The organism is Kitasatospora sp. NPDC101801 (assembly GCF_044766665.1).
Classification (GTDB): Bacteria; Actinomycetota; Actinomycetes; order Streptomycetales; family Streptomycetaceae; genus Kitasatospora.
Genome location: NZ_JBIWML010000079.1, coordinates 1 through 12,505, shown reverse-complemented (window position 1 = coordinate 12,505; position 12,505 = coordinate 1). Strand labels below are relative to the sequence as shown.

6 protein-coding genes are annotated in these 12,505 nt (G+C 73.0%); 2 read left to right on the top strand and 4 right to left on the bottom strand.

The window, feature by feature from the left end:
* Positions 1 to 90: 90 nt before the first annotated feature.
* Positions 91 to 792 carry a response regulator gene (locus tag ACIRPK_RS36455; protein ID WP_403047148.1) on the bottom strand — a complete coding sequence of 234 codons (702 nt, stop codon included), beginning with the start codon at positions 790 to 792 and terminating at the stop codon, positions 91 to 93.
* A 24-nt stretch (positions 793 to 816) separates the two neighbouring features.
* Positions 817 to 2,460 carry a sensor histidine kinase gene (locus ACIRPK_RS36450; RefSeq protein ID WP_403047145.1) on the bottom strand — a complete coding sequence of 548 codons (1,644 nt, stop codon included), beginning with the start codon at positions 2,458 to 2,460 and terminating at the stop codon, positions 817 to 819.
* Positions 2,461 to 2,601: 141 nt separating this feature from the next.
* Between ACIRPK_RS36450 and ACIRPK_RS36445 the strand changes: the two genes are divergently transcribed.
* Complete coding sequence (locus ACIRPK_RS36445) at positions 2,602 to 3,702, top strand: hypothetical protein (protein ID WP_403047142.1); 1,101 nt, start codon at positions 2,602 to 2,604, stop codon at positions 3,700 to 3,702.
* 115 nt (positions 3,703 to 3,817) lie between these two features.
* Here the strand turns inward: ACIRPK_RS36445 and ACIRPK_RS36440 are convergent, their stop codons facing one another.
* Both ACIRPK_RS36440 and ACIRPK_RS36435 read right to left on the bottom strand, forming a co-directional pair.
* Complete coding sequence (locus tag ACIRPK_RS36440) at positions 3,818 to 4,372, bottom strand: GPR1/FUN34/YaaH family transporter (RefSeq protein ID WP_403047140.1); 555 nt, start codon at positions 4,370 to 4,372, stop codon at positions 3,818 to 3,820.
* 293 nt (positions 4,373 to 4,665) lie between these two features.
* Positions 4,666 to 7,200 carry a SpoIIE family protein phosphatase gene (locus ACIRPK_RS36435; protein ID WP_403047137.1) on the bottom strand — a complete coding sequence of 845 codons (2,535 nt, stop codon included), beginning with the start codon at positions 7,198 to 7,200 and terminating at the stop codon, positions 4,666 to 4,668.
* Positions 7,201 to 7,655: 455 nt separating this feature from the next.
* Between ACIRPK_RS36435 and ACIRPK_RS36430 the strand changes: the two genes are divergently transcribed.
* Entirely contained in the window at positions 7,656 to 12,239 is a 4,584-nt protein-coding gene (locus tag ACIRPK_RS36430; RefSeq protein ID WP_403047150.1) for a HAMP domain-containing protein, read from the top strand.
* Positions 12,240 to 12,505: the final 266 nt, after the last annotated feature.

Genomic DNA, 12,505 nt, shown 5'->3' with positions numbered 1-12,505 from the left:
CGACCACTGCTCATCAGAAAGATCTCCACGCCCCACACCATGATCATCACAGCGCGAGGACTGGACCGGAACCCCGTTCTAAAACACGGCCTAGGCGCTCTCCGGCGTGAGCCCGGCGCGGGTGGCCAGCAGGGCCGCCTGCACCCGGGTGTCCGCGCCGGTGCGGTCGAGGATGGTGTCGATCAGCGTCTTCACCGAGTCGGGGCCGATGCCGAGCCGGAGGGCGATCTCCAGGTTGGGCATGCCGGCGCCGAGCAGGGCGAGCGCCTCCCGCTCGGCCGGGGCGAGGGCCGCGATCCGGCGGGCCGCCTCGGTGCCCGGGTCCTCCGGGTCGGCCGGGTCGCCTTCGAGCATCCGCTTGACGACCAGTCCGGTGACCCCGGGGGAGAGCACGGCGTCCCCGGCGGCCGCCGCTCGGACGGCGCTGATCAGCTCGTGCGGGCCGTCGTCCTTGAGCAGGAAGCCGCTGGCACCGGAGCGCAGCGCCCGGGTGACGTTCTCCTCCTCGCCGAAGGTGGTCAGCATGACGACGGCCGGCCGGGGTTCGAGCCGGATCAGCTGGTCGATCGCGGCCAGCCCGTCCAGGACCGGCATCCGGATGTCGACCAGCGCCACGTCGACCGGGGTGCGGGCCGCCTCCGCGACGGCCTCGGCGCCGTTGGCGGCCTCGGCCACCACCTCGATGTCCTCGGCGTGCTGGAGGACCAGGCGCAGACCGGCCCGGATGCCGGGCTCGTCGTCGGCCAGCAGCACCCGGATCGGTGTGGCCCGCTCAGCGCTGTCGTCGGTCATGCGCAGCTCCCGGTCGATGGGTGGTCAGGGTGCCAGGGGGGTGGTGAAAGTGGTGATTTCGGACAGAACGTCACTTTTGAAACAGTACCGGGTGACCAGCAGCCGGTCGCTCTCCGTGGTCCGGCCGGTGTACGGGTAGAGGCAGTCGGTGGTGCCGCCGGGCCGGGTCGGTTCGCGGCCGGCGGCGGCGGAGCGGACCGAGGGGCTGTCGGGGCCGACCACCGAGGTGACCTGACTCGTGCTCATACCGGTGTGCACGGCGCTGACCGGCGGGGGGCCGTCGTACGGGCGGGTCTGCTGGACCAGGCCGAGGCCGAGCAGCAGGATCACCCCGAGCCCGGCCAGCCCGAGGGCGGCCGACACGGCGCTGGCGAGCTGGCGCCGGAGCCGCCCGCCGGCGCCCGCCGGGAGGGCGAGCGGGGCGGGGCCGTCGCCGACGGCCTGTTCGGCCCGGGCCCCGGCGGCGGGCGGGTCGGTGGGGAGGATCGCCCGGACCTCGAACTCGCCGCCCGGCACCGGGCCGACGGTCAGTCGGCCGCCCAGCACCGCGACCCGTTCGCGCAGGCCGTCCAGGCCCCGGCCGCTGCCGAGCCCGGTGGTGACGGCCGGCGGGACGGGCGGCGCGCCGTTGATCACCGTCACCTCGACGCTGCCGGGCAGCTGGGCCACCGTCACCTCGACGGTGGCGCCGACCGCGTACCGGTGCACGTTGGTGAGCGCCTCCCGGACCACCCGGTTGACGGCCCGTCGGACCTGCGGCCGGACCTCGGTCAGGTCCTCGCCCTGCCAGTCGAGGGAGACCGGGATGCCCGCCGCGCGGGACTCCTCGATCAGGGCCAGGATGTCGGCCCGGGTGCCGGTGGCGTCGGTGAGCGCGTCCGTGCCGGTGTCCCGGCCGAGCGGGCCGAGGACGCCGAGCACCTGGCGCAGCTCGTCCATCGCGTCCCGGCTGGCCTGCCGGAGCTGTTCGGCCTCGCCGCTCAGCTGGGGCGCCTGCCGGTCCAGGGCGAGCTCCAGGCCGCCCGCGTGCAGGGAGATCAGGCTGAGCCGGTGGCCGACCAGGTCGTGCATCTCGGCGGCGATCCTGGACCGCTCCTGGATCCGGGACTCGTTCTCGGCGGAGCGCCTGGCCCGTTCGGCCGCCGCCGTACGCTCGCGCAGCGCGCCGACCAGCTGGTCCTGCTGCCCGGCGGCGGTGCCGACCAGGCCGGGGATCAGCACCGCGACCACCGCCAGCACCCCGCCCTGGGCGAGCGCGTACTGCCAGCGGCCGCCCTGCCAGTAGTCCAGCCGGACTTCGCTGACCACCAGCGGGAGCAGCGCGGCGGTGACCAGGACCAGGTCGCGCCGCCAGGGGCGGCCGCCCCGGCGGGAGGTGGTATAGCTGACGATCGCGGTGAGCATGGCGGCGCTGGGCAGCACCCCGACCAGAGCGGCCAGGCCGAGCAGCGCGGCGTCGGGGTACCGGTGCCTGAGCAGCGTGAAGGCGAGCGAGGCCGTGCCGAGGAACAGCAGGGTGCTGCGGTCGAGGGTGCCGGAGAGGCCGACGCTGCGCAGCGCCGCGTAGGTGATCAGCAGCACCACCCCGCCGACCGCCGCCTCCAGCAGCCGGCGTCCGGGCGCGGAGGTGGCCGGGCGGTCGGCGGGCAGCAACGGTACGAAGCGCATCTCCCGATTGTGCCGGAGCGGAATCCGCTCTTCCGATTGGTCGCATCAGCCGATCGGATGACCCGGCGGTCGGCCGATCGCGGACCTCGGCTCCCGGCGCCCGGCGGAGGATGGCGGTAGGACGACGGAAGGCGGCGGGAGATGAGCGGTCGACGGCTCGCGGTCGGGCTCGGGGCACTGGCGGTCCTGCTGGCCGCCTGCGGCGGTCCGACCGCCCAACGGACGACGGAACAGGTGACGCAACCCACGGTGCGGACCGCGCCGACGGCACCGGCGCAGCCGGGCACCCTGCTGCTGACCGACTTCGGCGGCGACACCGTGACCTTCGTCGACCCGGCCGCAGGACCGACCGGCTCGGTCCGGGTCGGCACCGCGCCCTGGGGCGTGGCGCTCGGTGCGGACGGCCGGGCCTGGGTGGCGACCGCCGAGGGGGTGGCCGTGGTGGACACCCGGGAGCGCCGGCTGCTCGCGCTGGTGCCGTACCGGACCGCGACCGGTCCGGTGACCACCGGCGAGTACCGGGGCGGCGGCATGGGCATCGCGCTCTCGCCGGACGGGCGGCGGGTCTTCGTCGGGGTCAACGTCCCGGGGAGGCCGGGGGTGCTGGAGGTGCTCGACGCGGCGGAGCAGCGGGTCACCGACGGGGTGCCGGTCGGTCGGCGGCCGTTCGACGTGCTGGTCTCGCCGGACGGCCGGGAGGTGTACGCGGTCGGGCACGACTCCTTCGACGTGACGGCCGTGCCGGTGGACGGGCTGCGCCCGCGCCGGCTGGAGGTGGCGCCGTACGGCACGGCGGGCGGGCTCGGCTCCTGGCTGAAGCCGCACTACGCCGAAGTCCGGTACGACGGACGGCTGTTGCTGCCGTTCGAGGGGGAGCGGCTGGCGGTGCTGGACCCGGCCACCGGGGCGGTGACGGTCGAGCGGATGACCGCCGACACCCACCAGCACGGCACCGCGCTGACCCCGGACGGCACCCTGCTGGTGGTCGGCACCGGACCGATCGGTGCCGAGGACCACGGGCCGTCGCTGACGGTCCGGAGCCCGGGCGGCGCCGAGCGGCTGGTCCCGTTGGAGGGCCCGCACGAGGACGTCACGGTCTCCCGGGACGGCCGGACGGCGTACGTCACCGGCGGGTTCAGCCGGCCGGGCGGCTGGGACGGGATCACGGTGGTGGACCTGGCGACCGGTCGGGCGGAGCGGCTCGCGGCGGGGCGGCTGCCGCTCGGCGCGGTCGTGCTCTGAGCGGTGCGGGGCAGCCTCGAAGGCCAGGGCGGCGGAAAGCCCGCAGCCGGGCCGCCCGGTGGGGCGGGCGGCCCGGCTGCGGGTGTTCAGGTGGTGATGCAGCCCCCGTGAGGGCTCATCGGGTCGGGAGCAGCGCCCGGCCCCAGCCGCTCTCGGCGAGCGCGGCGGTGGCCGAGTACCAGGCGACCAGGCCGGCGGCGGCGGCGAGCCAGGCGCCCACCTTGCCGAGGCCCGAGCTGCTGTTCAGCACCCCGATCGCGCTGACCACCAGGGAGAGGGTGAACAGGGCGAAGATGAGTCGGCCGAACAGCCCGGAGTTCCAGGCGGCCAGGGTCAGGCTCAGCACGAGCAGGGCCCAGAGCAGCAGGAACAGCCCGGCGGCGTTCTTGCTCGCGCCGCCTGCTGCCGACCAGGTCGCCCAGAAGGCGCCGAGGCTGGTGAAGGCGGTGCCGGTGAAGCCGTCGCCGCTGCGCAGTTGCCAGAGGCCGGCGATGAAGAGGGTCAGCCCGCCGACCAGGTGGGCGACTGAGGCGGCGTCCTTGAGGCCGGTGCCGGAGAAGATCCCGGTGCCGAGGATGCCGTACGCGAGAAGGGTCAGACCGAGAGCCAGGTAGCCGAGGGTGCCGGCATCGGCGGATCGGGCGTTCGCCCCGGTAGCTTCGTTGCTCACCGGAGGCTCCTTTCACTCTGGTGCGCCGCGAACGCGGCAGGAGTGTGCGTGAAGGTGGATGCGCGTGCCGGCCGTGGGCGCACGGAACCAGGGACGGTCCCACGGTGCGGGCGGCTGCGGCTGAATGATGAACCGGCAGGTCGGAGCTGCCGGTCGGTCCCCTCCGGGGTGTTCCCCGGTGAGATCGGTGTACCCGGCCCGAGCGGGCTTGTACCCTTGTGAATCCCACAATTTGTCCGGTCGTCAGATGTGTGGGGACGACTGCTGAACGAGCCCGACCGGGAGTGAGCGGATCAGCCCTGACGCTGCTCGGGAATCCGCAGGGTGAGGATGGCCATGTCGTCCGACGGCGGCTCGGCGGCGAACCGTTCGACCGCCCGCTGCACCCGGGCCGAGACCGCGCCGGCGGTCAGGCCGGTGCACCCGGTGAGCACCGCGGCCAGCCCGTCGTCGCCCAACATCCGCTGGCCCTCCCGGCGTTCGGTGACGCCGTCGGTGACGCAGAGCAGCACCTCGCCGGGGTGCAGGGTGAACTGCTCGGCCACCAGGTCGAGTTCGTCCAGCACGCCGAGCAGTGGCTGCGGGGTGGCGGCCGGGTCGACCCGGCCGTCGGTGGTCAGCCGCAGCGGCAGCGGGTGCCCGGCGCAGACCAGCGAGAGGTCGGTGCTGCCGTCCGGCCGGGGCGTCAACTCGCCGTAGAGCAGGGTGAGGAAGCGGCTGCGGGTGCCCTCGTCCAGGATCGCGGTGTTCAGCCTGCCGAGCAGCTGCGGGCCGTCCAGCCCCTCCCGGGCCAGCAGCCGGAGCGCGTGCCGGGCCAGCCCGGTGACGGCGGCGGCCTCCGGGCCGGTGCCGCAGACGTCGCCGATCGCGAAGCCGAAGGTGCCCTCGCGGATCGGGAAGATGTCGTAGAAGTCGCCGCCGACCTCGTTGCCCTCGCCCGCGGCCTGGTAGAAGACCTCCACCTCGACGCCCGGGATCTTCGGCAACTCCGGTGGCAGCAGCGCCCGTTGGAACGCCTGGCTGGTGGCGGTGCGCTCGGAGTAGAGCCGGGAGTTGTCCAGCGCCAGGGCGGCCCGGCGGGACAGGTCCTCGGCCAGCTCCAGCATCTCCTGGCGGAACCGCAGGCCGCTGGAGACACCGAGCACCAGCAGGCCGATCACCCGGTTCCGGGCGGCCAGCGGGAGCACCACGGTCTCGCCGAGCAGCCCGGCCAGCTCCGGACTGTCCGTCAGCCCGCTCTGCCGGGCGGCCTCGACCGGGGCGGTCCAGAACCGGACGCCGTTGTCGGGGCCGGCCTCCGGGGCCGGGGTCTTGTCCAGCAGCGCGCGCAGCTGGTCGATCCGGTCCTCGTCCTGGTGCAGCACGAACGCCAGCTCGGCCCCGGCGTCGTGGGTGGTGTAGACGGCGCACCAGGAGGCCAGCGTGGGCACCGCCATCTGGGCCATCAGGGCGAGCGTCTGGCCGTGCTCCAGGGTGCCGGCGAGCAGGTCGGACGCCTCCACCAGGAAGGACAGCGAACCGCGCCGGAGCCGCTCCAGCTCGGTCAGCCGGGCGCTCTCCAGCGCCAGCGCGACCCGGTCGACGGCGAACTGCAGCCGCAGCGCGTCCTCGTTGTCGTACCGGCCGGGCCCGGCCGCGGCCACCCCGAGCGAGCCGGTCAGCCGCCCGTCCACCTTGAGCGGGACGGTGATCAGCGACCGCAGCCCCGAACCGGCCAGCAGCGGTGCGACGTTGGGCCGGACCGAGAGGTCCTCGTGCACGGCGGGCAGCCGGGCCGAGTCGTACCGCCCGGCCCCCTCGTCGACCGCGATCGGCGGGACCAGCCGGCTTGCGCGGGGCAGGCCGGTGGCGGCCCGCAGCTCGAACTCGGTCTCGTCGTCGGTGGTGAGCAGCAGGTACGCGGCGTCCGCGTCCAGCAGGTCGCGGGCCCGCTCGACGATCCGCTGCAGCAGGCCGCCCAGGTCGTCCGGGCCGATCGGTCCGACCAGCAGGTCGAGCGGTTCGGCCCCGGCCGGGGCGTCCGCGCCGGTCGCGGGGGAGCGGAGCACCGCCCGGTCGCTCTCGGGCACCAGCAGACAGAGCGTGGACGGGACGCCGTGGGTGTCCCTGACCCGGACCTGCACGGCGTACACCTCGGGCTGTCCGTCCAGCCGGAGCGCGAAGCCGCCCTCCCAGCGGGCCAGCCGGAGCGTCTCGGCCAGCTCGGGACCGTCCGACGGCCAGCGCACGTACGCGGACCAGGGCCGGCCGACCGCCTGCTCGGCGGGGAGCCGGAACAGCGCCTCGGCGTCCTGGTTCCACCTGGTGACCAGGCCCTGGTCGTCGACCTGGACCACGGCCACCAGCACCGGGCCGTCGGCGCCCGGCAGCTCGCCGCCGGGCAGGGCGGGCAGGGCGTACCGGGTGCCGATGATGTGGTCGGGGAGGGCGAGCCGGAACCAGACCGTCTTCTGCCCGGCGGAGTACTCGACGCCCCAGCAGGTGGAGATGGCCGAGCACATCAGCAGGCCCCGGCCGCCCTCGCCGTCCGGGTCGCCGTAGCGCTCGGAGCTCTGCGCGGGGACGTTGGTGAACGAGGGCAGACCGCGCTCCGGGTGACGGTCCGTCACCTCGATCCGGATCGTCTCCTCCTCGCGCAGGCAGCACACCTCGGCGGCCGTACCGGCGTGCACGACGGCGTTCGTGACCAGCTCGCTGACCAGCACCACGGCGTCGTCGACCACCTCGGGCAGCCCCCAGCCGAGCAGGGCGTCGCGGACAAAGCCGCGCGCCGCGGCGGCCGACCTGCCGACCGGCTCGAAGGTGGCGGCTGCGCGCGCGGTGACCACGTGCCACTTCTCCCATCAGATCCGATTGCCCCGACCCGGTCGGATCTGCCCTTGGGTCGGGCGTCCCGGGGTCGGTGCGGCGTCCCACCCTACTTTCCGGCGGCACCTCCGTGGGCCCGGTGGACGGAAAGAAGCACCTCCGGGTGATTCCGGCCACTCCGCCGGGCGGGGACCGGCCCGCTCCGGGAGGGGTGCTTTGCGCTGCCCGGGTGCAGACCCTGTGCAACGGGACGGACACCCGGCGGCTGTGCTGTCAGACTGGGGGGTCCGCAGCACCCGGCCCAAGGGTTACGGTCGAGGTGCGCCGGCGTCGCCCCGAGTGCGGCGGGCCGGTGGTCACCCCGAAGGGGGTGGCGCGGAGACGGTCACAATCTGGGAGGGCCCCGTTGAGTTCGGCCACCAAGGACGTACCCGGTACCACCCCGACGGTCGCCCGCCAGGGCAGCCGTCCGACGGTGCGGGCCGCCTCGGGGCGGCGCCCGAACCACAACCGGGGGGCCGAGCCCGCCGATCTGCGCAAGCTGCTCGGTGCGCTGACCGCGATGCGGGACGGCAACTTCCGGCGGCGGCTGACGGTGCCCGGCGACGGGCCGCTGGCCGAGATCGCGGCGGTCTTCAACGAGGTGGCCGAGCGCAACCAGCACCTGACCGGTGAACTGGCCCGGGTCCGGCGGGCGGTGGGCCGGGAGGGGCGGCTCTCCGAGCGGCTGGAGAGCGGGGTCGGCGAGGGCGCCTGGATGGCGGCGGTCGACAACTGCAACGCGCTGATCGACGACCTGGCCCGCCCGATGGCCGAGGTCGGCCGGGTGCTCACCTCGATCTCCGAGGGCGACCTGGACCAGCGGATGGAGCTGCGCTCGGTCCACACCAACGGGGCCAGCCACCCGCTGCGCGGCGAGTTCCTCAAGGTCGGCCGGACGGTGAACGGGCTGGTGGACCAGCTCTCCGAGTTCACCGACGAGGTGACCCGGGTGGCCATCGAGGTGGGCACCGAGGGCAAGCTCGGCGGTCAGGCCAGGGTGCGCGGTGCGACCGGCAGTTGGAAGGACCTGGCCGACTCCGTCAACACCATGGCCGGCCGGCTGACCGCCCAGGTGCGCAACATCGCCGAGGTGACCACGGCGGTCGCCAAGGGCGACCTCTCGCACAAGGTCACGGTGGACGTGGCCGGCGAGATGCTGGAGCTGAAGAACACCGTCAACACGATGGTGGACCAGCTCAACGGCTTCTCCGCCCAGGTGACCCGGGTGGCCCGCGAGGTGGGCACCGAGGGCCGGCTCGGCGGGCAGGCCAAGGTGCCGGGCGTGGCCGGGGTCTGGCGCGACCTCACCGACTCGGTGAACTTCATGGCCAACAACCTGACCGCCCAGGTCCGGAACATCGCCGAGGTGACCACGGCGGTGGCCAAGGGCGACCTCTCGCGCAAGATCGAGGTGGACGCCCGGGGCGAGATCCTGGAGCTGAAGAACACCATCAACACCATGGTCGACCAGCTCTCCGGCTTCGCCGAGCAGGTCACCCGGGTGGCCCGCGCGGTCGGTACCGAGGGCATCCTCGGCGGGCAGGCCCAGGTGCCCGGGGTGGCCGGGGTCTGGAAGGACCTGACCGAGAACGTCAACTCGATGGCCAACAACCTGACCAGTCAGGTGCGGAACATCGCCCAGGTCACCACGGCCGTGGCGAAGGGCGACCTGTCGCAGAAGATCAAGGTCGATGCGCGCGGCGAGATCCTGGAACTGAAGAACACCATCAACACGATGGTCGACCAGCTCGGGGCGTTCGCCGACGAGGTCACCCGGGTCGCCCGGGACGTCGGCACCGAGGGCATCCTCGGCGGCCAGGCCAGTGTGCCCGGGGTCTCCGGCACCTGGAAGGACCTCACCAACAGCGTCAACCTGATGGCCAACAACCTGACCTCGCAGGTGCGCAACATCGCCGAGGTGACCACCGCCGTGGCCCGCGGCGACGTCTCCAAGAAGATCACCGTCGACGCCCGGGGCGAGATCCGCGAGCTGGTGCTCACCGTCAACACCATGGTCGACCAGCTGTCCGCCTTCGCGGACGAGGTGACCCGGGTGGCCCGCGAGGTGGGCACCGAGGGCATCCTCGGCGGGCAGGCCCGGGTGAGCGGGGTCTCCGGGATCTGGCGGGACCTCACCGACAACGTCAACTTCATGGCCTCCAACCTGACTTCACAGGTCCGGAACATCGCCGAGGTGGCCACCGCGGTGGCCCGGGGCGACCTGTCCAAGAAGATCACCATCGAGGCGCAGGGCGAGGTCGCCGCCCTGGCGGGCACCCTGAACACCATGGTCGACCAGCTGTCCGCGTTCGCCGTCGAGGTGACCCGGGTGGCCCGGGAGGTGGGTACCGACGGCATCCTGGGCGGCCAGGCCGGGGTGCCGGGCGTGGCCGGTATCTGGAAGGACCTGACCGACAACGTCAACCAGATGGCCAACAACCTGACCGGTCAGGTCCGGAACATCGCCCTGGTGATCACCGCCGTCGCCCGCGGCGACCTGTCGCAGAAGATCGACGTGGACGCCCGGGGCGAGATCCTGGAGCTCAAGACCAGCATCAACATCATGGTCGACCAGCTCGGCGCCTTCGCCGACGAGGTCACCCGGGTGGCCCGCGAGGTGGGCACCGACGGCCGGCTCGGCGGTCAGGCCCGGGTGCCCGGGGTGGACGGCACCTGGCAGGACCTCACCGTCTCGGTGAACGAACTCGCCGACAACCTGACCCGCCAGGTCCGGGCGATCGCCCAGGTGGCCACCGCGGTGACCCGCGGCGACCTCAGCCTGCGGATCGACGTGGACGCGTCCGGAGAGCTCGACGAGCTCAAGGACAACATCAACCAGATGATCGCCAACCTGCGCGAGACCACCAGGACCAACCAGGAACAGGACTGGCTGAAGACCAACCTGGCCCGGATCTCCGGTCTGCTCCAGGGCCGCCGCGACCTGGAGGCGGTCGCCGCGCTGATCATGACCGAGCTCACCCCGGTGGTCTCGGCCCAGCACGGCGCCTTCTTCCTGGCCCAGCCGGCCGGCCGGACCGCCGAGCTGATCACCGAGGACGACGACGAGAACGACACCGTGCTGCGCCTGATCGGCAGTTACGGCTACCAGCGCCGCTCGATGCCGACCACCTTCCGCCCCGGCGAGGGCCTGGTCGGCCAGGCGGCGGTGGAGAAGCGCTCGATCATGCTCAAGGAGACCCCGCCCGGCTACCTGAAGATCGCGTCCGGACTGGGCGAGGCCAGCCCGGCCCACGTGGTGGTGCTGCCGGTGCTGTTCGAGGGCCGGCTGCTCGGCGTGATCGAGCTGGCCACCTTCTCCTCCTTCACCACCGTCGCCATCGACTTCCTGAACCAGATCGCCGACCTGATCGGCGTCACCGTCAACACCATCAGCGTCAACACCAAGACCGAGGGCCTGCTGCTGGAGTCCCAGCGCCTCACCGCCGAACTCTCCATGCGTTCGGCCGAGTTGGAGGCCCGCCAGGAGGAGCTGGAGCGGACCAACGAGGAGCTCCAGGAGAAGGCCGAGCAGCTCGCCCAGCAGAACCGGGACATCGAGATCAAGAACAGCGAGATCGAGGAGGCCCGGCAGGTCCTGGAGGAGCGCGCCGAGCAGCTCGCGCTGGCCTCGCGCTACAAGAGCGAGTTCCTCGCCAACATGTCGCACGAGCTGCGCACCCCGCTCAACTCGCTGCTGATCCTGGCCAAGCTGCTCTCCGACAACAACGAGGGCAACCTCTCCTCCAAGCAGGTCGAGTTCGCCGAGACCATCCACGGCGCCGGTTCCGACCTGCTCCAGCTGATCAACGACATCCTCGACCTGTCCAAGGTCGAGGCCGGCAAGATGGACGTCCGCCCGGCCAAGATCGCGCTGGTCCAGCTGGTCGACTACGTCGAGGCCGCGTTCCGCCCGCTCACCGCCGACAAGAACCTGGACTTCGCGGTGGTGGTCTCGCCGGACCTGCCGGTCACCCTGCACACCGACGAGCAGCGGCTCCAGCAGGTGCTGCGCAACCTGCTGTCGAACGCGGTCAAGTTCACCGACAGCGGCGCGGTCGAGCTGCGGATCCGCCGGGCCGACGGCGCCGTCCCGCAGCACGTCCGGGAACAGCTGCTGGAGAACGCCGCGATCAACGACCCGGACGAGCCGCTGGTCGCCTTCTCGGTCTCCGACACCGGGATCGGCGTCCCCGGCAACAAGCTCCGGGAGATCTTCGAGGCGTTCAAGCAGGCGGACGGCGGCACCAGCCGCAGGTACGCCGGGACGGGGCTCGGGCTCTCGATCAGCCGGGAGATCGCCCGGCTGCTCGGCGGCGAGATCCACGCCGAGAGTGAGCTCGGCGAGGGTTCCGTCTTCACCCTCTACCTGCCGCTGCGCAGCGAGGCCCCGGACGCCCCCGGCCAGGACCGGGCGCTGGCGCCCGTCCGCGCCACCATCGCGGTCACCCCGGTCGGCACGCCCGTCCCGATCGGCGAGAACCCGGCCGAGCACTGGGCCCAGGAGGTCCGCGACCTGGCCGAGGTCCGCCGCCGGGGCGCGGCCGAACGCCGCCGGGCCGCCGCCCAGGAGGCCGAGCCGACGCCCCGTCAGGAGCCGGCCGGCACCGTGCCCGCGCAGTTCCAGGGCCGGTTCGACGGTGAGCAGGTGCTGATCGTGGACGACGACATCCGGAACGTCTTCGCGCTCACCAGCGTGCTGGAGCAGTACGGCCTCACCGTGCTGTACGCGGAGAACGGCCGCGAGGGCATCGAGGTGCTGGAGCAGCACGAGGACGTGGCACTGGTGCTGATGGACATCATGATGCCGGAGATGGACGGCTACGCGACCACCGAGGCGATCCGCCGGATGCCGCAGTACTCCGGGCTGCCGATCATCGCGCTCACCGCGAAGGCGATGAAGGGCGACAAGGAGAAGAGCCTGGAGGCGGGTGCGACCGACCACGTCACCAAGCCGGTCGAGACCGATCACCTGCTGGCGGTGATGCGCCACTGGCTGCCTTCCGCCAAGGGCAGGTAACCGCCGGGGGCGCGCTCTCCCACCGCACTGGCGGGTTCGGACGGGAACCGGGTAAGGTCGCGCATCGTTGCGAACAGTGACCGAACGGTGACGTGGTGCTCCGGCGCCGCTGTGTGCTTCGGCACTGTCGCGCTGCCGATCGCCGGGAGCGACGTGGCGGGCGAGGGGGTGCGGCTAGGCCGTGTTTTAGGAAGCGCGGGCGGCCATCCACTTGGTGAGGTCGCCCGTGATGCGGTCGGTGCTGGTCTCGACGGTCACGTCGTGTT

What these genes read in the sequence shown, in the direction of transcription:
- ACIRPK_RS36450 (WP_403047145.1), bottom strand. Translation starts at nt 2,460, where the DNA reads ATGCGCTTCGTACCGTTGCTGCCCGCCGACCGCCCGGCCACCTCCGCG.
- ACIRPK_RS36455 (WP_403047148.1), bottom strand. Translation starts at nt 792, where the DNA reads ATGACCGACGACAGCGCTGAGCGGGCCACACCGATCCGGGTGCTGCTG.
- ACIRPK_RS36445 (WP_403047142.1), top strand. Translation starts at nt 2,602, where the DNA reads ATGAGCGGTCGACGGCTCGCGGTCGGGCTCGGGGCACTGGCGGTCCTG.